Here is a 25,060-nt window from a genome sequence, read left to right as displayed (position 1 = left end):
CGCTGGGCCTGTCCGTGGGCGCGGGTAGCCTTGCCGGGTGTCCACGCTCGAGCTTCTTCCCGCCGTCGACGTCATCGAAGGACAGGCCGTCCAGCTGGTTCAGGGGGTGGCCGGCAGCGAGAAGGTCTTCGGCGACCCGATCGAGGCGGCGATGCGCTGGCAGTCCGGGGGCGCCGAGTGGCTCCACCTGGTCGACCTCGACGCGGCGTTCGGGCGCGGTTCCAACGCCGAGCTGCTGGCCCGGATCGTCGACGCCGTCGACCTGAAGGTCGAGATGTCCGGCGGGATCCGCGACGACGCGTCGCTCGAGCGCGCGATGGCGACCGGCTGCCGTCGGGTCAACATCGGCACCGCCGCGCTGGAGCAGCCCGAGTGGTGCGCCCGGGCGATCGCGACGTACGGCGACCGTGTCGCGGTCGGGCTCGACGTCCGCGGACGCACCCTCGCCGCCCGCGGCTGGACCCGCGAGGGCGGCGACCTGTACGACGTGCTCGCGCGCCTCGACGCCGAGGGCTGCGCACGATACGTGGTGACCGACGTGACCAAGGACGGCATGCTCCAGGGTCCGAACGTCCAGCTCCTCCGCGACGTCTGCGCGGCCACCGACCGTCCCGTGGTCGCGTCGGGCGGGATCACCACGCTCGACGACCTGCGGACCCTGGCCGGTCTGACGCCGATCGGGGTCGAGGGCGCGATCGTCGGCACGGCGCTGTACGCCGGCAACTTCACGCTGCCCGAGGCGCTGGACGCGGTCGCGGCGGTCGAGCCGCAGGAGGCACCGTGAGCCTGGCCGTCCGGGTGATCCCGTGCCTCGACGTCGACGCGGGTCGCGTGGTCAAGGGGGTCAACTTCGTCGACCTGCGTGACGCGGGCGACCCGGTCGAGATGGCACGGGTGTACGACGCGGAGGGAGCCGACGAGCTGACCTTCCTCGACATCACGGCGTCCTCGGACGAGCGCTCCACGACCTACGACGTGGTCGGGACGACGGCGGAGCAGGTCTTCATCCCGCTCACCGTCGGGGGCGGGGTCCGGTCCGCGGACGACGTGGACCGGCTGCTGCGCGCCGGTGCCGACAAGGTGGGGGTCAACACCGCGGCGCTGGCCAGGCCCGAGCTGATCGCCGAGATCGCGCACCGCTTCGGCAACCAGGTCCTCGTGCTCAGCGTCGACGCGCGCCGGTCGTCCGATCAGCCCTCGGGCTTCGAGGTGACCACCCACGGGGGGCGCCGGTCCGCCGGCCAGGATGCGATCGCGTGGGTCCGCGTGGCGACCGACCTGGGGATCGGCGAGGTCCTCCTGAACTCCATGGACGCCGACGGCACCCGCGACGGGTTCGACCTGGAGATGATCGCGGCGGCCCGCCAGGCGACCCACGTACCGCTGATCGCCTCGGGCGGAGCGGGGACCACCGAGCACTTCTGCGACGCCGCCGACGCCGGCGCGGACGCGCTGCTCGCGGCGAGCGTGTTCCACTTCGGGGTTCTGACGATCGGCGACGTCAAGGACGCGCTGCGGACGTCCGGGCACACCGTCCGATGACCGCCTCGACGACCCGGCGGGGCTTCGGGATCGTCGCGACCGGGGTCCGCGAGGAGCGCCGCCGGTTCTCGCTGGCGGTGTTCGGCTCGGTCGTCTACGGCGCGATGACGGTCGCGGACGCCTGGGTGCTCGGCTGGGCCACCGATCACGTCGTGACGCCGTCGTTCCGGGACGGCGAGCTGGCGACCGGGGCGGCCGTGGTGGCGTCGCTGCTGTTCGTGACGGTCGCGATCCTGCGTGCCTGGGGCGTGATCGTCCGCAGGCTGGTCGGCGGTGCGGTGTTCTACCGGCTGCTCGCCTCGTACCGCCGCCGGGTGACGCGCCGCTACCTTGCGCTGCCGATGCGATGGCACGCCGCGCACCCGACCGGGCGGCTGCTCTCGAACGCCAACGCCGACGTCGAGGCCACCTGGGCGGTGATGATGCCGCTGCCGATGGCGGTCGGCGTCGCCGCGATGCTGGTGGCTGCGGTGGGCGCGATGCTCATGGCCGACGTCGTGCTGACGCTGGTCGGTCTCGTGGTCTTCCCGCTGCTCTTCGCCGTGAACGTCGGCTACCAGCGACTGCTGTCGCCGCGCGTCACACGGGCCCAGGAGCTGCGTGCGACGGTCAGTGCGATCGCGCACGAGTCGTTCGACGGTGCGCAGGTCGTCAAGACCCTGGGGCGCGAGTCCGAGGAGACCGCACGCTTCGCCACCTCGGCCGAGGACCTGCGCGACGCGAACATCGCCGCGGGCCGGATCCGCTCGGTCTTCGACCCCGTGATCGAGGCGCTCCCGAACATCGCGGTCCTGCTCGTCGTCGTGATCGGCGTCGAGCGTGTGCTCGCGGGCGACATCGAGGCCGGAGCGGTCGTCCAGGTCGCCTATCTCTTCACCGTGGTCGGGTTCCCGTTGCGCGCGTTCGGCTGGGTGCTCGGCGAGCTCCCCCGTACGGTCGTCGGCTGGGACCGCGTCGACTCCGTGCTGCAGGCCCGCGGCGACATGCCGTACGGCGACCGCGACCTCCCGGCCCCTTCCGACCACGATTCGTCGACTTCCGGCGTGAACGGCGACGCCGATTCGCGCCGCAACTCGACGAACCGGGGTCGGGGTGCGCGGCTGGAGGTCGACGGGCTGCGCTTCGGGTACGACCCGGCACGCCCGGTCCTGGACGACCTGACGTTCACGGTGGAGCCGGGGTCGGTCACCGCGGTGGTCGGTCTGACGGGCGCCGGGAAGTCGACGCTGGCGTCCCTCGTGGACCGGCTCGTCGACCCGGACGCCGGTGCGGTCCGGCTCGACGGGACCGACGTCCGCGACCTGAGTCACGAGGCGCTGGCGCGCGCTGTCGCCCTGGTCCCGCAGCACACGTTCGTCTTCGACGACACGGTGCGCGACAACGTGGCGCTCGGTGCTGGTGCGGACGACGAGCGGGTCTGGTCCGCGCTCGAGGTCGCGCAGGCCGCGGAGTTCGTGTCCACGCTCCCCGAGGGGCTCGACACCCGGCTCGGTGAGCGCGGGACGTCGCTGTCGGGCGGGCAGCGGCAGCGGGTCGCGCTGGCGCGTGCGCTCGTCCGTGAGCCGCGGCTGCTCGTGCTGGACGATGCGACGAGTGCGCTGGACGCCGACGTCGAGCAGCGGATCCTGCGCTCGCTCGCGGCGACCACCGCGGCCGGGGCGGGCCCGACGGTGTTCGTGGTCGCCTACCGCAAGGCGACGATCGCGCTGGCCGACGAGGTGCTGTTCCTGGCCGACGGCCGGATCGTCGACCGCGGTCCTCACACGGACCTCGTCGCGCGCTCACCTGAGTACGCCGAGATCGTGCAGGCCTACGACACGGAGGCGGCGACGTGAGCACGCAGACGAGCACCGTCGGGTCGTCCGAGCAGCGGATCAGCGGCCTCGCCGTCCTGCGGCGCGGATTCGCGCTGTCGCCGGCCCTGGCCGACGGCCTCGGCCTGACGCTGCTGCTCGCCGCGCTGTCCACCGTCGGTGCGGCGGTGGTGCCGATCGTCATCCAGGTGGCGATCGACGACGGGCTGGCCTCGGACGCCGGGCCCGACGAGGGTGCCGTCGTGCGCTGGGTCGTGGTCGCGACCGGGATCGTCCTGCTCACCGCGGTCTGCGCAGCCTGGATGAAGGTCCGGCTGTTCACCGCCAGCGAGCGCGGGCTCGCACAGCTGCGCGAGCGCGCGTTCCGTCACGTGCACGACCTGTCGGTGCTGACCCAGGACCGCGAGCGCCGCGGCGCCCTCGTCTCGAGGGTCACCTCCGACATCGACCAGGTCTCGCTGTTCCTCCAGTTCAACGGGATCATGATCGTGGTCAGCCTCGGCCAGGTCCTGGTCGCGACCATCATCATGGCGTTCTACAGCGTGCCCCTGACGGTGGTCGTGTGGCTGTGCTTCCTGCCACTGATCGGGAGTCTCTGGTTCTTCCAGGGCCGGCTCTCCCGGGCGTACGACCGGGCGCGCGCGACGGTCGGCACGATGCTCGCCGTGATCGCCGAGCCGGTCGTCGGGGCCGCCGTGGTCCGCTCGTACGGGATCGAGCGCCGCACCCAGGACCGCATCGACGACGCGATCGACACCAACCTGCGGGCCAACCTGCGCGCGCAGCGTCTCGTCGCCGTCACGTTCGCCTCGGCCGGGATGGCCGCCGGGCTCGCGAACGCCGCGGTGATCGTGGTCGGCGTGCTGCTGGGCCTCGCCGGCGGCCTCACGGTCGGTGGGGTGATCGCGTTCGCCTTCCTCGTCGGGCTGTTCGTGGGCCCGGTGCAGCAGGCCACCCAGGTGCTGACCGAGGCCCAGAACGCGATCTCGTCGTGGCGCCGGGTGATCGAGATCCTCGACACGCCCGCGGACGTCCCGGATCCCGGACCGGCCGGCAGCCCGCTGCCCGACGAGGCGCTCGAGGTGGCCCTGGAGAAGGTGCGCTACGCCTATCCGGGCGGCCCGGACGTGCTGCGCGACCTCGACGTGACCGTGCAGCCGCGGCAGCGCGTCGCCGTCGTCGGGGAGACCGGTTCGGGCAAGTCGACGTTCGCGAAGCTCGTCACGCGTCTCGTGGATCCCGGCGACGGCGTGGTCCGGATCGGGGGTGTCGACCTGCGCGACGTGCCGTTCGCGACGCTGCGCTCGCGCGTCGTGATGGTGCCGCAGGAGGGTTTCCTCTTCGACGCGACGCTGGCCGACAACCTGCGGTACGGCGACCTCGGTGCGACGCGTGAGCAGATGGTCGCGGCGTTCGAGTCGCTCGGGATCGGCGACTGGTTCGCCGGGCTGCCCGACGGCCTGGACACGCAGGTCGGTCAGCGCGGCGAGTCGCTGTCGGCGGGGGAGCGGCAGCTCGTCGCGCTCGCCCGCGCGTACCTCGCCGACCCGGACCTGCTCGTGCTCGACGAGGCCACGAGCGCGGTCGACCCGCAGACCGAGATGCGCGCGTCGCGGGCGTTGGAGCGGCTGCTCGCCGGCCGGACGTCGATCGTGATCGCCCACCGGCTGTCGACCGCGCAGGCCGCCGAGCGGGTGCTGGTGTTCGACCACGGCGTCCTGGTCGAGGACGGCGCGCACCAGGGGCTCGTCGAGGCCGACGGCGTGTACGCACGGCTGTACGCGTCGTGGGTCGCCCAGACGCACCTCGGCCTCGACCGCTCGGCGCACGACCGGTCGGGGGAGGAGCGCCGCGGCCTCGACGAGGCCGGCGAGGAGCCGTCGGAGGACCCGTGGGAGAACGAGGCTCCTGGACTGGTTTGGGAGGATGGTGAGCGTGACTGACGCACCTCGACTGGACCCGGCCGTGGCCGACCGGCTCAAGCGTGACCAGGCCGGGCTCGTCCCTGCGGTCGTGCAGGAGGCCGACACGTTGGCCGTGCTCATGGTCGGCTGGATGGACGACGAGGCGCTGCGCCGCACGCTGACCACCGGCCGCTCGACGTTCTGGAGCCGCAGCCGCGGCGAGTACTGGGTGAAGGGCGAGACCTCCGGCCACGTCCAGCACGTCCGCGAGGTCCGGCTGGACTGCGACGGGGACACGCTGCTCGTGAAGGTGTCCCAGACCGGCCCGTCGTGCCACACCGGAGCCACCACGTGCTTCGACGACGGGCTGCTCCCGCTCGGGTCGTCCGCGTGAGCGCGCGGGGCTACGGGCTGACGGTCCTCGCCGGGACGGCGGGGGGCGCCGCAGCGGTGTTCTGCGCGTCGCAGCCCTGGGCCCGGGTGACCGTCGAGACCCAGGGGCTGGCTCGCGACGTGGTCTCGGTCAGCGGCAACGACGCCGTCGGGATCGTCGGCGGCACCGGCCTGGTCGTCGCGGCCGGGTCGGTGGCGGTCCTCGCGTCCTCGGGCTGGGTCCGTCGAGCGGTCGGCGCGGTCGTCGCGCTCGCGGCGGTCGTCGGTCTGGTCGCGGTCCTGAGCGCGCCCGGCGGCGTCCACGACGCGCTTGCGCGTGCGCTCGCCGACTCTCCCGCCATGGCCGGCGACGCCGCGATGCAGGAGCGCCTCGCCGATGCGGCCACGGCGACCTGGTGGCGGTGGGGCGCCGCGGCCGGCCTCACGGTCGGGGCGGTGGCCGGTCTGGCGACCGTCTGGCTCGGGGCGGCCTGGCCGTCGATGGGCCGCCGCTACGACTCGATCGGTCAGCAGCGCGCCGACGCGGACGACGATCCCTGGAAGGCGCTGGACCGCGGGGAGGACCCGACCGTCTAGGCTGTCGTGCGACGACACGATGCTCAACGAGAGGCTCTTCGACGATGCACGGTTCCTCCCCGGCCGCGTGGACCGCGGTCATCATCTGCCTGGTCGGCTTCACCGTCGGGGGGATCGCACTCCTGCTCGGCCCGGCCTGGGTGATGTTCTGGGTCGGTGTCGCGCTGACGCTCGGCTCCGCGGTCGTCGGCAAGATCATGTCCGCCGCAGGCATGGGCGCCAAGGCACACTGAGCACGGCGGGAGGGGGAAGCATGTCGGACCAGCAGCAGCCACCACCGCACGGGGACGAGCCGGGCACGGGCCAGCAGCCGCCGCCGGGCTACGGCCAGCAGCCTCCTTCGGGCTACGGCCAGCAGCCGCAGTACGGTCAGCCGCCGCAGCCTCCGCAGTACGGCCAGTACGGCGGGGACGGGTCTGCCTACGTGCAGCCGGAGTACGTCCCGCCGACCCCGTACGCGAGCTGGATCGCCCGGGTCGGCGCGTACCTCCTCGACTACCTGATCGTCCTGGTGCTCGCCCTGATCCCGGCGGTGATCGGGGTCGTCCTCGTCGCGGTCTCGGTGACGACGACGACCGAGAGCACGAGCACGAGCACGACCGCGCAGAGCGAGGTCACCAACGCCGGCCTCTTCGCCTTCGGGATGATGCTGCTCGTGCTGTCCGGGATCGTGGCGATCGGCTTCGATCTGTGGAACCAGGGGATCCGTCAGGGGACGAAGGGGCAGAGCCTCGGCAAGCAGGTCGTCGGCATCCGCGTCATCGAGATCGCGACCGCGCAGCCGCAGGGTGCCGGCAAGGGTTTCCTGCGCTGGCTGCTCCTGGTGATCCTGTTCAACGCGTGCTTCCTCGACGTGCTGTGGCCGTTGTGGGACAAGAAGAAGCAGACCTGGCACGACATGATCGTCAGCTCGGTGGTGGTCCAGGCGTGACCGTGCCGCCGACGCAGTCGCCCGACCCGGCAGCGCCGGAGCTGGGGTCGCGTCGGCAGGCTCTCCGCGCCCCGGCGCTGGTCGGCGTCGCCGGCCTGACCGCCGCGCTCCTCCTGCACGTCCGTGATCCCAACAGTCCCGGCAGCTGGGGGTTCTGCCCGTTCGAGACGGTGACCGGGTGGGACTGCCCCGGGTGCGGCGGTCTGCGGGCCGTGCACGCCCTGACCGACCTCGATCTCGGTGCCGCGCTGTCGAGCAACGTGTTCGCCGTCCTGCTCGTGGGGGTGCTGGCGGTGGCGTTCGTCGCCTGGATCCCGCGACGCCTCGCCGACCCGTCCGCGCGGATGATCGTGATCTCGTCCCGGACGGGGTTGGTGATCCTCGCGGTGCTCGCGGTGTTCACGGTCGTCCGCAACACCCCCTGGGGGGCGTGGCTCGCAGCCTGACACGCCGTCCGCCGTCGGTGACACCATCGTGCCCCGTCGGTGAAACCCCCGTGCCGGGGCGACGCGGCCGCAGTACGCTCACGCGAGCGGCGAGGGCGGATCGGGGGACCGCCCGGACCGCGCGATCGGGGGAGCCGTGTCGCACCAGCAGGAGCCGCCGTACGGTGAGCAGCCGTACGGCCAGCCGGCGCCACCGGGCACCGGCTACACCACGCCCGACTACGTCCCGCCCAGCCCGTACGCCGGCTGGTGGTCGCGTGTCGGGGCCTACCTGATCGACGGGTTGATCGGGGCGGTCATCGCGCTGATCCCGGCGGTCGTCGGGGGCGTGCTGCTGGCGGCCGGGGGAGGCACCGATGCCGAGGGGGACGTCGAGAACGGTGGTCTCGTCGCACTCGGGATCGTGCTCCTCGTCCTCGCGTGGCTGCTCGCCCTGCTCTTCCAGCTCTGGAACCAGGGCATCCGGCAGGGTTCGCGGGGCCAGAGCATCGGCAAGGGTGTGCTCGGCATCAGGGTGATCGAGATGGCGACCGGACAGCCGCTCGGCGCGGGCAGGGGCGTGCTGCGCTGGATCCTGCTCGTCGTCCTCTACGGCCTGTGCTTCCTGGACGTGCTGTGGCCGTTGTGGGACAAGAAGAAGCAGACCTGGCACGACATGATCGTCGGCTCCGTCGTCGTCCGGGCCTGACGGCCGGTCTCGCAGGCGCGGCGGGACCGGCACGTCAGGCCGGCGGGTCTCAGCTCCAGACGGTGAGCCGCAGCACGGTTCCGACGACCCAGATGACCAGGACCACGGTGCTCACGATCACCGCTGCCTGAGCGATGCCCCGTCCACCGACGATGCCGCCGCTCTGGTCGATCTCGGTCCTCGCCTGGCGACCCAGGATGAGCCCGACGATGCTGAGGGGGCCGCACAGCAGTCCGAGGACGCCGAGGACGAGACCCCAGACCGCCTTCTGCGACGTGCGCGGCTGCGCGGGGCCTCCACCCGGGTCGGGCGGCGGCTGAGGCGGGTAGCTCATGGGATCCCTTTCTGCAGGTGTCGTGGCGCGACCATTGTGGCGGTCGCGGCCTGTCGCCGCGAGCCCCTGCCCACAGGGTGGAGCCGTGCGTGCGTACATCGACGCACCGCCGTACGACCGGTGTCGATCGGGCACGGACACCCACCCGCCGCCGACCGTGATCCGCGCCTCGTTACCCTGGATGCATCACCGGGGCCCGGGGACGGGGCGTCGGTCACACGGGTGGAAGGGAGGTCCGCGATGTCGGTGCTCGACGAGATCATCGCCGGGGTCCAGGAGGATCTCGAGGCACGCATGACGGCTCTTCCACTCGACGACCTCAAGCAGGTCGCGGCCCGGCAGGATCCCGCGCTCGACCCGATGCCGACGTTCCGGGCGGACGGGGTTTCGGTCATCGCGGAGGTCAAGCGGGCGAGCCCCTCGAAGGGAGCGCTGGCCGAGATCAAGGACCCCGCGGCCCTCGCGGTCGACTACGCCGCGGGCGGCGCGGCCGCGATCTCGGTGCTGACCGAGCAGCGCCGATTCTCCGGGAGCCTGGACGACCTCAGGGCCGTCCGCGCCCGCGTGGCGTGCCCGGTGCTGCGCAAGGACTTCATCACGACGTCGTACCAGCTGTGGGAGGCCCGCGCCGCCGGTGCCGACATGGCGCTGCTGATCGTCGCCGCGCTCGAGCAGACCGTGCTCGTGTCGCTGATCGAGCGGGCTCGCTCGATCGGTCTGACCCCGCTGGTCGAGGTGCACGACGAGGAGGAGGTCGAGCGCGCGATCGACGCCGGTGCCGCGCTCGTCGGGGTCAACGCCCGCAACCTCAAGACCCTCGAGGTCGACCGCACGACGTTCTCCCGGCTCGCGCCCCGGATCCCCGACGGCGTCGTGAAGGTCGCCGAGTCCGGCGTCCGGGACACCAAGGACGTGATCGAGTACGCCCGCGCCGGTGCCGAGGTGGTCCTCGTCGGCGAGACGCTGGTCACCGGCGGCAACCCGCGCTCGACGGTCGCCGACCTGGTGGCGGCGGGGTCCCACCCCGCGCTCCAGCACCGCGGCTGAGCAGCGCCGCCCCGGCCTCGTGGCGTTGAGGCGGTCTGGGAGGATCGGGGCATGAGCACCTCATCGGCCTCGGTCGAGGCCTCGCCGTCCTCGGTGCCCGACGCACGTGGGCACTTCGGCCGCTTCGGCGGCCGGTTCATGCCGGAGGCGCTGATCGCGCCTCTCGACGAGCTCGAGCGATCCTGGCGCGAGGCGCAGGCCGACCCGACGTTCACCGGTGAGCTCGAGCGGATGATGCACGAGTACGCCGGGGTCCCGAGCCTGCTGTACGACGCGACGCGGCTGTCGCAGCGTGCCGGGGCACGGATCCTGCTCAAGCGCGAGGACCTGAACCACACCGGCGCCCACAAGGTCCGCAACGTGCTCGGCCAGGCGCTGCTCACCAAGCGGATGGGCAAGCACCGGGTGATCGCGGAGACCGGCGCCGGCCAGCACGGCGTCGCCACCGCGACCGCGTGCGCCTACCTCGACCTCGAGTGCATCGTCTACATGGGCGAGGTCGACACCGAGCGCCAGGCGCTGAACGTCGCCCGGATGCAGATGCTGGGCGCGACGGTCGTGCCGGTCACCACGGGCAGCCGTACGCTCAAGGACGCGATCAACGAGGCGCTGCGCGACTGGGTCGCGAACGTCGAGTCCACCCACTACCTGCTCGGTACGGCGGCGGGCGCGCACCCGTTCCCGACGCTGGTCCGCGACCTGACCCGCGGGATCGGCGACGAGGCCCGTGCGCAGTGCCTCGAGCTGACCGGCGCGCTCCCGGACGCCGCGGTCGCCTGCGTGGGCGGCGGCTCGAACGCGATCGGCCTGTTCGCCGGGTTCGTCGACGACCCATCGGTGCGGCTGTACGGGTTCGAGGCGGGCGGAGACGGGTTCGAGACCGGACGGCACGCGGCGACGATCACCGCGGGCGACGTCGGTGTCCTGCACGGCACCCGCTCGTACCTCCTCCAGGACGCCGACGGCCAGACGATCGAGTCGCACTCGATCTCCGCCGGACTGGACTACCCGGGCGTCGGGCCGGAGCACGCGTGGCTCGCCGAGACCGGGCGCGCGACGTACGCCCCGATCACCGACGACGAGGCGATGGCGGCGTTCGACCTGTTGTGCAAGACCGAGGGGATCATCCCGGCGATCGAGTCGGCGCACGCGATCGCCGGCGCCCTCAAGGTCGCCGCGGACCTCGGGCCGGACGCCACGATCGTGGTCAACCTGTCCGGGCGCGGCGACAAGGACGTCCACACGGCTGCCGAGTACTTCGGCCTGCTCGGAGGGGGAGAGGCGTGAGCCGGCTCGACGACGTCCTGGCGGCGACCCGGGCCGAGGGGCGCCCGGCGCTGGTCGGCTACCTGCCCGCAGGCTTCCCGGACAAGCAGACCGCGATCGACGCGATCGTCGCGATGGTCGACGGCGGCGTCGACGTGGTCGAGATCGGCCTGCCGTACTCCGACCCCGTGATGGACGGGCCGACGATCCAGAAGGCCGCCGACGCGGCCCTGCGCCACGGCTTCCGCGTCGACGACCTCTTCGAGACCGTGGAAGCGGTCGCCGCGACCGGCGCCCCGACGCTGGTGATGACCTACTGGAACCCGGTCGAGCGGCTCGGCGTCGACCGGTTCTCGGCTCGGATGGCCGAGGCGGGCGGTGCCGGACTGATCACGCCGGACCTGATCCCGGACGAGGCCGAGGAGTGGGTCGCCGCGTCGGACGCGCACGGCCTGGACCGCGTGTTCCTGGTCGCGCCGTCCTCGACCGACGAGCGGATCGCGATGACCGCGAAGGCCTCGTCGGGCTTCCTCTACGCGACCTCGGTGATGGGCGTGACCGGCGCCCGCGGCGCGACCAGCGATGCGGCGCCGCGCCTCGTCGAGCGGGTCCGCGGGCTGTCCGACCTGCCGGTCGGGATCGGGCTCGGTGTCAGCAACGGCGACCAGGCGGCGGAGATCGGCGCGTTCGCCGACCTCGTGATCGTCGGTTCGGCGCTGGTCGGCTGTCTGCTGGACCACCCGGACGACCCGGTCGCCGGCGTGGCAGCCGTCCGGCTGCTCGCCGAGGACCTGCGCAGCGGCGTCGAGCGTGCACGGACGGAGCAGCTGCGATGATCGTCGCGTCCATCCCCAGCCCGGCCGAGTCGGTCTGGCACATCGGTCCGTTCCCGCTGCGTGCGTACGCCCTGTGCATCATCGCCGGCGTCGTCGCGGCGATCTGGGTCGGCGACCGGCGATTCCAGGCGCGGGGCGGCAAGCCCGGGGCGGTCGCCGACATCGCCATCTGGGCGATCCCGTTCGGTCTGGTCGGCGCTCGGCTGTACCACGTGCTGACGAGTCCGGAGCTGTACTTCGCCGACGGGCGCGACCCGATCCGGGCGCTCTACATCTGGGAGGGCGGCCTCGGGATCTGGGGCGCGATCTCGCTCGGCGCTCTCGGCGCGTACATCGGTGCGCGCCGCCACGGCGTGAGGTTCCTGCCGCTCGCCGATGCGCTCGCGCCCGGGATCCTGCTCGGACAGGCGATCGGGCGCTGGGGCAACTGGTTCAACCAGGAGCTGTACGGAGGGCCGACGGACCGCCCGTGGGGACTCGAGATCGACCCCGCGCACCGGCCGGCCGAATACATCGACCAGGCGACGTTCCACCCGACCTTCCTCTACGAGTCGATCTGGAGCCTGGTCGGCTTCTTCGTCCTGATCTGGGCCGACCGGCGCTGGCGCCTGGGCGGTGGCCGGGTCGCCGCGCTGTACGTCGCGGTCTACACGCTCGGACGATTCTTCGTCGAAGGTGTGCGGATCGACACCGCGCACGAGTTCCTCGGGCTGCGCCTCAACCAGTGGACCTCGCTGGTGCTGTTCGCGCTCGCGATCGGTTACTTCGTGTGGCGCACGCGCACCGGGACCGGCGAGCGGGAGAAGGTCGTCCAGGTGACCGAGGGCTGGCCGCCGCAGGGCGAGGGCCCCGCCGGCGGTGCAGGCGATGCAGCCGGCGGTGCGGCCGGCGGTGACGCTGCGGACACGCCCGACGGCGACGGGGACGCGGTCGACGGCGTCGCCGACCCGGACGACGCATCCCGAGGCGATGCCGCGACCGACGACGTGGAGTCGGGCGAGTCGGGCACGGGCGAGTCGGGCACGGGTGAGTCGGGCACGGAGTCCGCGGTCGCCCCGTCGGACCGCGATCGCCGCGACGACGCCTGACCTCGCTCCCGCGTCGACCGACGGCGTCGCAGCGCGGCGTCGCGCCCTCCCGTACGTGCCTGCACCCGAGCCGCCTTGGTCCCGTCAGCCGGATCGTGCCTGCGAACGGTCGTCGCCGTGGTCGCGTTCGCCGGCACGTCCGTCTGGCTCGGACCCACCGTGGTTCGTCGGTGAGGTGGTTCCCACGTCATCCGGGCGGCGGTGAGCAGGTTCCCACGCGTTCCGTCGGGTGGTGGATGAGTTCCCACGCGAGCGCCGTTGGTGGGAACCAGCTCACCGGCGGCTCGGGGGAGGGGCGGTGGCGTACGGGTGGCGGTGAGGTGGTTCCCACGCGAGCGACGGTGGTGGGAACCAGCTCACCGACCGCCCGGGCGCCGGACCCCCGCCGCCGGGCACGCGTACGACTCGCCCCGCACCGGCCGTACGGCGCGACGTGGCCGCCGCGGACCTCCGCGACGGTTGACCCGGCCGCATCCCCGGTGTGATCGTCTGAACAGGGCCGCCGGTGGCGGGGAGCCCGCAACAATCATGTAACCTGGGCACAGCATGTTGAGGGCCAAGGTCGTCCCTTTGGTTGCTTTGTCTTGCTGCCGGACTCCGGAGCCCCGCATGTGCGCGTGCCCGGAGTCCGTACAGCGCCAACGCGAAGACGACGGGAGAAGGGCTGCATGCGCGCAATCCCCCCTGCTCAGGGTCTGTACACCGGGCGCGACGAGCACGACGCCTGCGGTGTCGCATTCGTCGCCACCCTGACCGGCGAGCCGACCCACGACATCGTGGCCAAGGGCCTGGAGGCCCTGCGCAACCTCGACCACCGCGGTGCGGTCGGCGCCGAGGTCGACTCCGGCGACGGCGCCGGCATCCTGATCCAGGTGCCCGACGCGTTCCTGCGTGACGAGGTGCCGTTCGCACTGCCGGATGCCGGCGCGTACGCCGTGGGGATCGCTTTTCTGCCGGCCGACGCGGACGAGGCCCAGAAGGCACGCGACGCCGTCGAGGCGGTCGCGGAGCAGGAGCAGCTCAGCGTGCTCGGATGGCGCGACGTCCCGGTCGAGCCGGGGATCCTCGGGACGACCTCGCGGTCGACGATGCCGACGTTCGCCCAGGTCTTCGTGGCCGACGACGCCGGGGACGCGAGCGGGATCGACCTCGACCGGCGCACGTTCGCGCTGCGCAAGCGCGCCGAGCACGAGCTCGACGTGTACTTCCCGTCGCTGTCGGCACGCACCGTCACGTACAAGGGGATGCTCACGACCGACCAGCTCGACCGCTTCTTCCCCGACCTCGTCGACCCGCGGATCGCCTCGGCGCTCGCGGTCGTGCACAGCCGGTTCTCGGCGAACACCTTCCCCAGCTGGCCGCTGGCCCACCCGTTCCGCTTCATCGCGCACAACGGCGAGATCAACACCGCACGCGGCAACCGCAACTGGATGCGGGCCCGCGAGGCGCTGCTCGCCTCCGACGTGATCCCCGGCGACCTCGAGCGGCTGTACCCGATCGTGGACCCCGACGACTCCGACTCGGCGTCGTTCGACGAGGTGCTCGAGCTCCTCCACCTCGGGGGACGGAGCCTGCCGCACGCGATGATGATGATGATCCCGGAGGCGTGGGAGAACAACCCGGTGATGGACCCGGCGCTGCGGGCCTTCTACGAGTTCCACGCCACGCTGATGGAGCCGTGGGACGGGCCGGCGTGCGTCGTCTTCACCGACGGTACGCAGGTCGGCGCCGTGCTCGACCGCAACGGCCTGCGCCCGGGTCGCTACGCCGTCACCGCCGACGGTCTCGTCGTGCTCGCGTCCGAGGCCGGCGTGCTCGACCTCGACCAGACGACGGTCGTGAGCAAGGGCCGCCTCGAGCCCGGCCAGATGTTCCTGCTCGACCTGGACGAGCACCGCGTCGTCCCGAACTCCGAGATCAAGGACGACCTCGCGGGCGCGCACCCGTACGAGGAGTGGCTGTACTCCGGGCTGGTGCGTTTCTCCGACCTGCCCGAGATCGAGCACGTCGTGCACACCCACGCGTCGGTGACGCGGCGCCAGCAGGTCTTCGGCTACACCGAGGAGGAGCTGCGGATCCTCGTCACGCCGATGGCGCGCACGGGCGCGGAGCCGATCGGGTCGATGGGCACCGACACCCCGATCGCGGTGCTCTCGGAGCGGCCGCGGCTGCTCTTCGACTACTTCACCCAGCAGTTCGCGCAGGTCACGAACCCGCCGCTGGACGCGATCCGCGAGGAGCTCGTCACGTCGCTGCTCGGCACGATCGGCTCCGAGGGCAACCTGCTCGAGGCCACGCCGGCGTCGTGCCGTCAGCTCCAGATGGCGTTCCCCGTGATCACCAACGACGAGCTCGCGAAGATCCGCCACGTCAACCGGCACGGCAACATGCCGGGCTTCGAGACGTACGTGGTCCGCGGGCTGTACGACGTCGACGGCGGCGCCGAGGCGCTGCGGGCCCGGATCGACGGGATGTGCGCGGAGGTGTCGTCGGCGATCGCCGAGGGCGCCCGGATCATCGTCCTGTCGGACCGGCACTCCAACCACGAGCTGGGGCCGATCCCGTCGCTGCTGATGACCGGCGCGATCCACCACCACCTGGTCCGGGAGAAGACCCGCACCCAGGTCGGCCTGGTCGTCGAGACCGGTGACGTGCGCGAGGTGCACCACGTCGCGCTGCTGCTCGGCTACGGCGCCTCGGCCGTCAACCCCTACCTCGCGCTGGAGACGGCCGAGGACCTCGCACGCGAGGGTGTCTACGTCGACAGCGTGGCTCCTGACGCGGCCGTCCAGAACCTGCGCAAGGCGCTCGGCAAGGGCGTGCTCAAGGTGATGTCGAAGATGGGCGTCTCGACCGTCGCCTCCTACACGGGCGCGCAGATCTTCGAGGCCGTCGGTCTGTCGCCGGACCTGGTCGCGCGCTACTTCACCGGCACCACCTCGCGGCTCGGCGGCGTCGATCTCGCCGTGATCGCGGAGGAGGTCCGGCAGCGCCACGCCAAGGCGTACCCGACCGCCGGGATCTCGGCGTCGCGCCGTCACCTCGAGGTCGGCGGCGAGTACCAGTGGCGCCGCGACGGCGCGGAGCACCTGTTCGACCCCGAGACCGTCTTCCGGCTGCAGCACTCGACCCGGGCGGGGCGCTACGACGTCTTCAAGCAGTACACCCAGCGTGTCGACGACCAGTCGCAGCGGCTGATGACGCTGCGCGGGCTGCTCAAGCTGAAGGACGGCGTCCGCCCGGCGATCAGCGTCGACGAGGTCGAGCCGGTCAGCGCGATCGTCAAGCGCTTCTCCACCGGCGCGATGTCGTACGGCTCGATCAGCCAGGAGGCGCACGAGACCCTCGCGGTCGCGATGAACCGCCTCGGGGCGAAGTCGAACACCGGTGAGGGCGGCGAGGACCCGGAGCGGCTCCACGACCCCGAGCGGCGCAGCGCGATCAAGCAGGTCGCGTCGGGCCGGTTCGGCGTGACCGCGGAGTACCTCACGAACTCCGACGACATCCAGATCAAGATGGCCCAGGGCGCGAAGCCCGGTGAGGGCGGCCAGCTGCCCGGCCCGAAGGTGTACCCGTGGGTGGCGAAGACGCGGCACTCCACACCGGGCGTCGGGCTGATCTCCCCGCCGCCGCACCACGACATCTACTCGATCGAGGATCTCAAGCAGCTGATCCACGACCTGAAGAACGCCAACCCGTCCGCGCGCGTCCACGTGAAGCTGGTCGCCGAGGCCGGCGTCGGTACGGTCGCCGCGGGCGTCTCCAAGGCGCACGCCGACGTCGTGCTGATCTCCGGCCACGACGGCGGTACGGGCGCCTCGCCGCTCACGTCGCTGAAGCACGCGGGCGGTCCGTGGGAGCTCGGGCTCGCCGAGACGCAGCAGACGTTGCTGCTGAACGGCCTGCGTGACCGGATCGTGGTCCAGGCCGACGGCCAGATGAAGACCGGGCGCGACGTCGTGATCGCGGCGCTGCTCGGGGCCGAGGAGTTCGGCTTCGCGACCGCCCCGCTGGTGGTCTCGGGCTGCATCATGATGCGGGTCTGCCACCTCGACACGTGCCCCGTGGGCGTGGCGACCCAGAACCGCGAGCTGCGCAAGAAGTTCTCGGGCAAGCCCGAGTTCGTCGTGAACTTCTTCGAGTACATCGCCGAGGAGGTCCGCGAGTACCTCGCGGCGCTGGGCTTCCGCTCGATCGACGAGGCGGTCGGTCACGCCGAGATGCTCGACACCACCGAGGCGGTCGCGCACTGGAAGGCCAGCGGCCTCGACCTGAGTCCGATCCTGCACGTGCCGGAGCTGCCCGAGGGGGCGGCGCTGCACCAGGTCGTCGGCCAGGACCACGGGCTGGACCGCGCGCTCGACAACGAGCTGATCGCGCTCTCGACCGACGCGCTGGAGCGCGGCGAGCCGGTGCGGGCCCAGCTCGAGATCCGCAACGTCAACCGCACGGTCGGCACGATGCTCGGCCACGAGGTGACCAAGCGCTACCGCGGTGCGGGCCTGCCCGAGGGCACGATCGACATCACGTTCACCGGCTCGGCCGGCCAGTCGTTCGGTGCGTTCCTGCCGCGCGGCATCACGATGCGGCTCGAGGGCGACGGCAACGACTACGTCGGCAAGGGTCTGTCCGGCGGGCGGCTGGTGATCCGGCCACCGCGGGACGCGCGGTTCGTCGCCGAGGACCAGATCATCGCCGGCAACGTGATCGGGTACGGCGCGACCGGGGGCGAGGTCTTCGTACGCGGCCGGGCGGGCGAGCGCTTCTGCGTGCGCAACTCCGGTGCGACCGCCGTGGTCGAGGGCGTGGGCGACCACGCCTGCGAGTACATGACCGGCGGGACGGTCGTGATCCTCGGCCGTACGGGCCGCAACGTCGCGGCCGGGATGAGCGGCGGCGTCGCGTACGTCCTCGACCTGGACACCGACCTGGTGAACCCGGAGATGGTCGAGGTGCACGAGGTCGGCGACCCCGACGAGCTCCGGGCGATCGTGGCCCGGCACGCCGAGGAGACCGGGTCCGCGGTCGCCGAACGGCTGCTCGCCGACTGGGACGCGTCGGTGGCGCGATTCAGCGAGGTCATGCCGATGGACTACCGCCGGGTGCTGCAGGCGCGGACCGCGGCGCAGGAGGCCGGTCTCGGCGAGGACGAGACCACCGCAGCGATGATGGAGGCAGCGATCCGTGGCTGATCCGAAGGGTTTCATGAAGACGCCGCGCGAGGTGGCGAAGCGTCGTCCGGTCACCGAGCGCATCCACGACTGGAACGAGGTCTACCCCGGCGGCCCGGGGCGCGCGCTGCTGCCGATCATCACCGAGCAGGCCGGGCGGTGCATGGACTGCGGGATCCCGTTCTGCCACTCCGGCTGCCCGCTGGGCAACCTGATCCCGGAGTGGAACGACCTGGTCTGGCGCGACGACTGGTCGGAGGCGATGGCGCGGCTGCACGCGACCAACAACTTCCCCGAGTTCACCGGGAGGCTGTGCCCGGCGCCGTGCGAGACGGCGTGCGTGGTCGGCATCAACCGTGACCCGGTCACGATCAAGAACGTCGAGGTCGCGATCATCGACCGTGCCTGGGACGACGGCGGCGTCGTGCCGGAGCCGCCCGAGTGGCTGACCGGCAAGACGGTCGCCGTGATCGGGTCCGGGCCCGCGGGCCTCGCGGTCGCGCAGCAGCTCACCCGTGCCGGTCACACCGTCGCGGTGTACGAGCGTGACGACAAGCCCGGCGGGCTGCTCCGCTACGGCATCCCGGAGTTCAAGATGGAGAAGTCCGTCCTGGACCGCCGGGTCGCGCAGATGGAGGCCGAGGGGACGGTGTTCCGCTGCGGGTCGGCCGCCGGCGAGACGCTGACGGGCTCGGACCTGCGTGACCGCTACGACGCGGTGGTGATCGCGACGGGCTCGACCGTGCGGCGCGACCTGCCTGCCGAGGGCCGCGAGCTCGGTGGGATCCACCAGGCGATGGAGTACCTTCCGCAGGCCAACCGCGTCGCGCTCGGCGAGTCCGTGCTCGACCAGATCACGGCCGAGGGCAAGGACGTCATCATCATCGGCGGCGGCGACACCGGCGCGGACTGCCTCGGCACCGCGATCCGCCAGCAGGCACGCTCGATCGTGCAGCTGGAGATCATGCCGCGGCCGGGCGAGGACCGTCCGGGTCACCAGCCCTGGCCGACGTACCCGATGATCTACCGCGTCGCCTCCGCCCACGAGGAGGGCGGCGACCGGGTCTACTCGGTCTCGACGAAGCAGTTCGTCGGCGATGCCGACGGCAACGTCGCGTCGCTGCGCCTGGTCGAGGTCGAGATGGCCGACGGGAAGCTGACCGAGGTCGAGGGGACCGAGCGCGAGATCCCGGCGCAGCTGGTCCTGCTGGCGATGGGCTTCACCGGGCCGGAGCGCGAGGGTGTCGTCGAACAGCTCGGCGTGTCGTTGGACGAGCGCGGCAACGTGGCGCGCGACGACGCGTACATGACCGATGTGCCCGGCGTCTTCGCCGCGGGTGACGCCGGTCGCGGTCAGTCGCTGATCGTGTGGGCGATCGCCGAGGGGCGCGCGTGCGCCGCGGGCGTGGACGCGTACCTCAACGGCTCGACCACGCTGCCGGCGCCGATCCCGCCGACGGCGCGCCCCCTCGTCGTCTGAGGCAGCGCCGGACGGTCTCCGTAGCCGGCTGGGGAGACCGTCACCTGGCGCGGGAGGTTTCCGTAGCCAGGTGCAGGTCTGCGTTGCCAGCCGGCCCAGCACCACCCGTACGGGCCCGGAACCGAGCGATCGGCTCCGGGCCCGTACGGCGCCGTGGTGGTCTCCCCAGCCGGCTGGGGAGTCCGTCACCTGGCGCGGGAGGTTTCCGTAGCCAGGTGCGGGTCTGTGTTGCCGAGTGGGCGTCTCGCGTTCGCGCCCGTGCCCGACCGCTCACGCGGCCCTGCTCCCGATATTTCGGGATTCTCACAACAAAATCGGTGGGTCACGTTCCGGACCGGGCGGAACGCCCCTAGGGTGGAGGGGTGCGTAGAGCGAAGATTGTCTGCACCATCGGTCCCGCCGTCTGGTCGAGGGAGAAGATCCTCGAGCTCGCCCAGGCCGGCATGAACGTCGCCCGGCTGAACTGCAGCCACGGAGACCACGCCACCCACGAGAAGTCGTACGCCTGGGTCCGCGCCGCCTCGGAGGACCTCGGGACGCCGATCGCGGTGCTCGCCGACCTCCAGGGTCCGAAGATCCGCCTCGGCTCGTTCGCGGACGGGCCGATCGCGCTGGCGCCCGGTGACCGGTTCACGATCACGGTGCGGGACGTCCCGGGCGACGCCTCGGAGTGCTCGACGACGTACGGCGGGCTTCCCGGCGACGTGCAGGCGGGCGACGCGATCCTGCTCGACGACGGCCGGGTCCGGCTGCGTGCGGTCGACGTGACCGAGACGGACGTCGTGACCGAGTGCGAGATCGGCGGAGCGTTGAGCAACCACAAGGGCATCAACCTGCCCGGGGTCAACGTCAGCGTCCCGGCGATGTCGGAGAAGGACAAGGACGACCTGCGCTGGGCCCTGCGGACCGGCGTCGACTTCATCGCGCTGTCGTTCGTCCGCAGCGGCTCGGACATCACCGACGTCCACGCGATCATGGACGAGGAGGGGGTCCGTCGCCCGGTGATCGCGAAGATCGAGAAGCCGCAGGCGGTCGACAACCTCGACGAGATCATGGACGCCTTCGACGGCGTGATGGTCGCCCGCGGCGACCTCGGTGTCGAGCTGCCGCTCGAGGACGTGCCGATCGTCCAGAAGCTCGTCGTCGAGAAGGCCCGCCGCAACGCGCGGCCGGTGATCGTCGCGACGCAGATGCTCGAGTCGATGATCTCCGCTCCGCGCCCGACGCGCGCCGAGGCCTCCGACGTCGCCAACGCCGTGCTCGACGGTGCCGACGCCGTGATGCTGTCCGGTGAGACCAGCGTGGGGGAGTACGCGATCGAGACCGTCGAGACGATGGCGCGGATCGTCGAGAGCACCGAGGAGCACGGGCTGCCCCGGATGGCGGCCTACCGCTGGGAGCCGCGCACCCGCAGCGGCCTGATCGGCCGCGCCGCGTCCGAGCTCGCGGCGAGCCTGGGTGCGAAGTACCTCGCGGCGTTCACGACCTCCGGCGACACCGCGCGGCGGATGGGCCGCTACCGCTCGCCCGTGCCCGTGCTGGCGTTCACCCCCGACCCGGTCGTACGCAACCAGCTGTCGCTGTCGTGGGGCGTCCAGACCTTCCTCGTCCCCGAGGTCGAGCACACCGACATGATGGTGCTCCAGGTCGATCGTGCGCTCCTGGAGACCCAGCAGTGCGCCGAGGGGGACGAGGTCGTGATCGTGGCCGGCAGCCCGCCCGGGATCGCCGGCTCGACCAACGCGCTGCGGATCCACCGGATGGGCGACGCGATCAAGGGCGTCTCCCCGGCGTACACCACGCCGCTCGTCCGCGACTGACCCGCACCCGGGATCAGCCCAGCGGCCCGAGTGGGACGATCTCGCCGTCGCGGACCGCGTACGCCTGGACCCGTCCGGACTCCAGCTCCCCGATCTCGTCCCAGCGGTAGTGGCGCGCGAGCCCCGGAGCGTCGTAGTCGCGGACCCAGTCCTTGAGGTCGGCACGGGTGGTCGCGCCCGCGTCGATGCCGGCCAGGAGCACCGTGGCGGCGTCGTAGGCCTCCACGGAGTACGTCCCCGGGTCCGCGCCGTCGGCCACCTCGGCGTACGCGTCGGCGAAGTCTTCGTAGAGCTCGCCCGGAACGCACGCGCAGGTGAAGTACGTGGTGTCGGCCGCGTCGCCGGCGGCGCGCAGGTAGGTGCTGTCCATCGCGGCGTCGGGTGCCAGGAAGACCCCGTCGTACCCGGCGTCGGCCAGCGCCCGGTCGAGGGCACCCGCCTGGGTCGCGTAGCCGGCGAAGAAGACCGCGTCCGGCCGTTCGTCGGCGATCGTCACCGCCAGCTGCCTGATCGCGTCCGGTGCCCTCGGGAGGCGTCGTACGGTCTCCTCGGAGGTCGCCTGCGCCGCGTACCCGAGAGCGCGGGCGACCGCGTCGGACAGCCCGATGCCGTAGTCCGTGCCGTCGGAGACCACGGCGACCGACGCGGCTTCGAGGCGTGCCGCCAGCGATGCGACGGCCTGGGCCTGGAGGTTGTCGTTGCTGGTGCCGCGGAAGAAGGTCGTCCAGCCGTTCGTGGTGAGCAGCGGGTTCGTCGCGGACGGCGAGACGTGGACCAGCCCGGCCCGCTCGAAGCGGGTCCCGGTCACCTGGGACTCGTCGCTGAACGGCAGCCCGACGACGCCGAGGACGCCGGCATCGGCGATCGCGCGCGCGGTCGCGGCGGGGGCCGTGGCCGGGCTGCCGGCGGTGTCGAAGCGGCGCAGCGTGACCTGGCACCCGTCGTTCGCGTCGTTGTGCTCGGCGACGGCGACCCGAACGCCGTTGACGATGTCGATCCCGAGCTGGGCGTTCGGTCCGGTCTCCGCCCCGACGTAGGCGATCGCGGTCCCGGCGGGGCAGCGGGCGGAGCCGTCGCCGGCGGCTGTGACCGCGCCGTCGGGCGGTGTGATCCGGGTCAGCTCCGGCATCGCGGTGGGATCGTCGTCCGTGGGGGAGCCGGAGCAGGCGAGGAGCGTCCCCGCGAGCGCGGCCACGAGCGCTGCGCGGATCGTTCGGCGCATCGTGAACCCCTCCCGGCGACCTCGTCCCCGTACGCAGGACCGGACGCCTTCGGTTCTAGCACGTCACCCTGAGGGCCGGCGGCTCCTGCGGCGCGAGGGCGGTCGGGCCGCGCCGGACGGCGGGCGGCCGCCGTGCGGTCCCGCGGGTGCGCGGCGGAGGTGCCGGGTGCGGGATTCGAACCCGCACGTCCTCTCGGACAGTGGTGTTTGAGACCACCGCGTCTACCGTTCCGCCAACCCGGCGCAGACGCACCGGGGGCGCCGCGGGATAACCTTCTCACGTGACTTCCGCAGACAGCACCCCCGGTACGACCGCTCCCGTCCGCCGTGTCGTGATCGCCGAGGACGAAGCCCTGATCCGCCTGGACCTCGCCGAGATGCTCGCGGAGGAGGGCATCGACGTGGTCGGCCAGGCCGGTGACGGCGAGCAGGCGGTCGCACTGGCCCAGGAGCTGCGGCCGGACCTGGTGGTGATGGACGTCAAGATGCCGAAGCTCGACGGGATCTCGGCAGCGCAGCAGATCGCGTCGGAGCGGATCGCGCCGGTCGTCATGCTGACCGCGTTCAGCCAGCGGGAGCTCGTCGAGCGGGCACGCGACGCCGGCGCGATGGCGTACCTCGTGAAGCCGTTCACGAAGGGGGATCTCGTGCCGGCGATCGAGATGGCGGTCAGCCGGTTCGCCGAGATCGCCGCGCTCGAGTCGGAGGTCGCGGACCTCGCGGAGCGGCTGGAGACCCGCCGCGCCGTCGAGCGGGCGAAGGGGCTGCTCCAGGAGGCGCTGGGGATCACCGAGCCGCAGGCGTTCCGGTGGATCCAGAAGACGGCGATGGACCTGCGGATGCCGATGCGGGCGGTCGCCGAGGGCGTGGTCCAGCACGGTCCCGGACTCGGTCAGGACGCCACGCCCGACGTCTGAGCGGCGTTCGGAACCCCGTACGGCGGGGTCCGCCGGTGCCCGTCGGCGCGGTGGAGCAGGTCACAACTGTGCAACAACGTCGCCCATCGGTGCGAACGACACGTCTCCGTGACATTCGAGCGTTACGTTCAGTGGCACCGGTCTCTCAGTCGGCGTACCCGCCGCGGGCAGCGACCGGTCACAGAGCCTCGAACGTGTTCGGGCAACCCCTACATGACTACTAACGGAGGATCCATGACACGTCCTTCACGGGCGCTCCGGCTGGCTGCCGCCGCGGCCGCCGCTGCCCTCGCGCTCAGCGCGTGCGGCAGCGACGACGACGGCGGTGACGACACCAGCTCGGACTCTGGCAGCGAAAGCAGCGCCGCGAACGTCTACTTCGTCGACGGCAACACCGCCGACTACAGCGAGGACTTCGACGAGGGCACGCTCGAGGGCGTCAAGGCGACCTACCCGGGCGCCGACATCGGTGACGACTTCCGCGACCGCCTGCTCGAGGTCGATCCCGACCTCGACAGCTTCACCTACGGTCCCGAGTCGTACGACGCGACCATCCTCGTCGGCCTCGCCGCCCTCCAGGCCGGCAAGGACAGCGGCAAGGCGATCGGCTCGGAGCTCTCCGGCGTCTCGAACGCCCCGGGCACCCAGTGCTCCGGCTTCTCGGAGTGCGCCGACCTGATCGAGTCGGGCGAGGAGATCGACTACGAGGGCGTCAGCGGCCCGATCAACTTCGGCCCGACCGGCAGCCCGACGGCCGCCACGATCGGCATCTTCGAGTACGGCGCGGACAACACCTTCTCCCCGGTCGACTTCCTGACCGGTGAGATCGCTCCGACCGACGCGCAGGCCGGCCAGGAGATCACGGGCAACGTCCCCAACGGCGACGGCACGCTGACCATCGGTTCGCTGCTGCCGGAGTCGGGTGACCTCGCCTTCCTCGGCCCCCCGGAGGTCGCGGGCGTCCAGCTCGCGGTCAACGAGATGAACGAGGCCGGCGGAGTCCAGGGCAAGGATGTGGCCTTCACCCAGGCCGACTCGGGTGACGGCACGCCGAACATCGCCCCGGGTGAGACCGACCGTCTGCTCAACGCGAACGTCGACGCGGTCATCGGCGCGGCGTCCTCGAGCGTCTCGCTGTCCGTGATCGACAAGATCACGAACGCGGGTGTCGTCCACTTCTCGCCGGCGAACACCTCGACGGCGTTCGACACCTACAAGGACAAGGGCCTGTACTTCCGTACGGCTCCGTCCGACGTGCTCCAGGGCCGCGTGATGGCTGACCTGCTCCTGCAGGACGGTCACCAGAACGTCGCGATCCTGGCTCGCCAGGACTCCTACGGCGAGGCGCTGGCCGACCAGGTCGAGCAGTTCTTCACCGAGTCCGGCGGCACGATCGTCGCGAAGACGCTCTACCAGCCGGACGCGCCGAACTTCACGGCGGAGGTCGACGGCATCGCGGGTGAGGACCCCGACGCCACCGTCGTGATCGCGTTCGACGAGACGAAGAAGATCATGCCCGAGATGATCAGCGCCGGGATCGGTCCCAACTGATCGGCTGATCGACTCAGCATCATCCGCTGACGGC

At 72.0% G+C, this 25,060-nt stretch carries 21 protein-coding genes and 1 tRNA gene; 19 read left to right on the top strand and 3 right to left on the bottom strand.

Going from position 1 to position 25,060, the window contains the following annotated elements:
- The first annotated feature begins 37 nt into the window (after positions 1-37).
- The 10 genes from priA to CLV56_RS00960 all read left to right on the top strand — a co-directional run bounded on the left by priA (position 38) and on the right by CLV56_RS00960 (position 8,294).
- Positions 38-784: a bifunctional 1-(5-phosphoribosyl)-5-((5-phosphoribosylamino)methylideneamino)imidazole-4-carboxamide isomerase/phosphoribosylanthranilate isomerase PriA gene (gene priA / locus CLV56_RS01005; RefSeq protein ID WP_039340213.1), complete on the top strand. Its 747-nt coding sequence runs from the start codon at positions 38-40 to the stop codon at positions 782-784.
- Entirely contained in the window at positions 781-1,542 is a 762-nt protein-coding gene (gene hisF, locus CLV56_RS01000; protein WP_039340215.1) for an imidazole glycerol phosphate synthase subunit HisF, read from the top strand. The genes priA and hisF overlap by 4 nt, the downstream gene beginning before the upstream one ends.
- On the top strand, positions 1,539-3,377 hold the full coding sequence (locus tag CLV56_RS00995) for an ABC transporter ATP-binding protein (RefSeq protein ID WP_039340217.1): 1,839 nt from the start codon (positions 1,539-1,541) through the stop codon (positions 3,375-3,377). Before hisF ends, CLV56_RS00995 begins: the two co-directional genes overlap by 4 nt.
- Positions 3,374-5,299, top strand: a complete 1,926-nt coding sequence (locus CLV56_RS00990; RefSeq protein ID WP_100414246.1) for an ABC transporter ATP-binding protein — start codon at positions 3,374-3,376, stop codon at positions 5,297-5,299. Before CLV56_RS00995 ends, CLV56_RS00990 begins: the two co-directional genes overlap by 4 nt.
- Positions 5,283-5,654, top strand: a complete 372-nt coding sequence (hisI, locus tag CLV56_RS00985; protein ID WP_039340299.1) for a phosphoribosyl-AMP cyclohydrolase — start codon at positions 5,283-5,285, stop codon at positions 5,652-5,654. Before CLV56_RS00990 ends, hisI begins: the two co-directional genes overlap by 17 nt.
- A complete protein-coding gene (locus CLV56_RS00980; RefSeq protein ID WP_039340219.1) occupies positions 5,651-6,229 on the top strand; it encodes a Trp biosynthesis-associated membrane protein in 579 nt (192 codons plus the stop codon). Before hisI ends, CLV56_RS00980 begins: the two co-directional genes overlap by 4 nt.
- Positions 6,230-6,273: 44 nt before the next feature.
- The gene (locus tag CLV56_RS00975; protein ID WP_039340221.1) at positions 6,274-6,462 is read left to right on the top strand and encodes an HGxxPAAW family protein; all 189 of its coding nucleotides are present in this window, start codon (positions 6,274-6,276) and stop codon (positions 6,460-6,462) included.
- Between the two features lie 20 nt (positions 6,463-6,482).
- Positions 6,483-7,160 (top strand): RDD family protein, encoded by a 678-nt coding sequence (locus tag CLV56_RS00970; RefSeq protein ID WP_039340223.1) that lies wholly within the window; start codon positions 6,483-6,485, stop codon positions 7,158-7,160.
- Entirely contained in the window at positions 7,157-7,606 is a 450-nt protein-coding gene (locus tag CLV56_RS00965; RefSeq protein ID WP_211287951.1) for a DUF2752 domain-containing protein, read from the top strand. The genes CLV56_RS00970 and CLV56_RS00965 overlap by 4 nt, the downstream gene beginning before the upstream one ends.
- Before the next feature lie 136 nt (positions 7,607-7,742).
- Positions 7,743-8,294 carry an RDD family protein gene (locus CLV56_RS00960; protein ID WP_157805029.1) on the top strand — a complete coding sequence of 184 codons (552 nt, stop codon included), beginning with the start codon at positions 7,743-7,745 and terminating at the stop codon, positions 8,292-8,294.
- A 49-nt stretch (positions 8,295-8,343) separates the two neighbouring features.
- Here CLV56_RS00960 and CLV56_RS00955 read toward each other — a convergent pair whose 3' ends face one another.
- Entirely contained in the window at positions 8,344-8,628 is a 285-nt protein-coding gene (locus CLV56_RS00955; RefSeq protein WP_039340228.1) for a DUF4190 domain-containing protein, read from the bottom strand.
- 240 nt (positions 8,629-8,868) lie between these two features.
- Between CLV56_RS00955 and trpC the strand changes: the two genes are divergently transcribed.
- From trpC to pyk, 7 genes are all read left to right on the top strand, one after another.
- Positions 8,869-9,675, top strand: a complete 807-nt coding sequence (gene trpC / locus CLV56_RS00950; protein ID WP_039340230.1) for an indole-3-glycerol phosphate synthase TrpC — start codon at positions 8,869-8,871, stop codon at positions 9,673-9,675.
- A gap of 51 nt (positions 9,676-9,726) precedes the next feature.
- Positions 9,727-10,962, top strand: coding sequence for a tryptophan synthase subunit beta (gene trpB / locus CLV56_RS00945; RefSeq protein ID WP_100414244.1), 1,236 nt, complete (start codon positions 9,727-9,729; stop codon positions 10,960-10,962).
- The gene (gene trpA / locus CLV56_RS00940; protein WP_039340231.1) at positions 10,959-11,777 is read left to right on the top strand and encodes a tryptophan synthase subunit alpha; all 819 of its coding nucleotides are present in this window, start codon (positions 10,959-10,961) and stop codon (positions 11,775-11,777) included. The genes trpB and trpA overlap by 4 nt, the downstream gene beginning before the upstream one ends.
- Entirely contained in the window at positions 11,774-12,865 is a 1,092-nt protein-coding gene (gene lgt, locus CLV56_RS00935; RefSeq protein WP_039340233.1) for a prolipoprotein diacylglyceryl transferase, read from the top strand. Before trpA ends, lgt begins: the two co-directional genes overlap by 4 nt.
- A gap of 668 nt (positions 12,866-13,533) precedes the next feature.
- Complete coding sequence (gene gltB, locus CLV56_RS00930; protein ID WP_039340235.1) at positions 13,534-18,057, top strand: glutamate synthase large subunit; 4,524 nt, start codon at positions 13,534-13,536, stop codon at positions 18,055-18,057.
- Positions 18,050-19,516, top strand: a complete 1,467-nt coding sequence (locus CLV56_RS00925; RefSeq protein ID WP_039340237.1) for a glutamate synthase subunit beta — start codon at positions 18,050-18,052, stop codon at positions 19,514-19,516. The genes gltB and CLV56_RS00925 overlap by 8 nt, the downstream gene beginning before the upstream one ends.
- A 362-nt stretch (positions 19,517-19,878) precedes the next feature.
- Positions 19,879-21,336, top strand: a complete 1,458-nt coding sequence (pyk, locus tag CLV56_RS00920; protein WP_039340239.1) for a pyruvate kinase — start codon at positions 19,879-19,881, stop codon at positions 21,334-21,336.
- 13 nt (positions 21,337-21,349) lie between these two features.
- Here the strand turns inward: pyk and CLV56_RS00915 are convergent, their stop codons facing one another.
- Together CLV56_RS00915 and CLV56_RS00910 are read right to left on the bottom strand one after the other, a co-directional pair.
- Complete coding sequence (locus CLV56_RS00915) at positions 21,350-22,558, bottom strand: branched-chain amino acid ABC transporter substrate-binding protein (protein WP_039340241.1); 1,209 nt, start codon at positions 22,556-22,558, stop codon at positions 21,350-21,352.
- Positions 22,559-22,718: 160 nt separating this feature from the next.
- Positions 22,719-22,801, bottom strand: a tRNA-Leu gene (locus CLV56_RS00910).
- A gap of 38 nt (positions 22,802-22,839) precedes the next feature.
- Between CLV56_RS00910 and CLV56_RS00905 the strand changes: the two genes are divergently transcribed.
- Positions 22,840-23,475, top strand: coding sequence for an ANTAR domain-containing response regulator (locus tag CLV56_RS00905; RefSeq protein WP_039340243.1), 636 nt, complete (start codon positions 22,840-22,842; stop codon positions 23,473-23,475).
- A 234-nt stretch (positions 23,476-23,709) separates the two neighbouring features.
- Positions 23,710-25,026: an ABC transporter substrate-binding protein gene (locus CLV56_RS00900; RefSeq protein ID WP_100414243.1), complete on the top strand. Its 1,317-nt coding sequence runs from the start codon at positions 23,710-23,712 to the stop codon at positions 25,024-25,026.
- Positions 25,027-25,060: the final 34 nt, after the last annotated feature.

The organism is Mumia flava (assembly GCF_002797495.1).
Classification (GTDB): Bacteria; Actinomycetota; Actinomycetes; order Propionibacteriales; family Nocardioidaceae; genus Mumia; species Mumia flava.
This window is presented reverse-complemented; position numbering and strand designations above follow the sequence as displayed.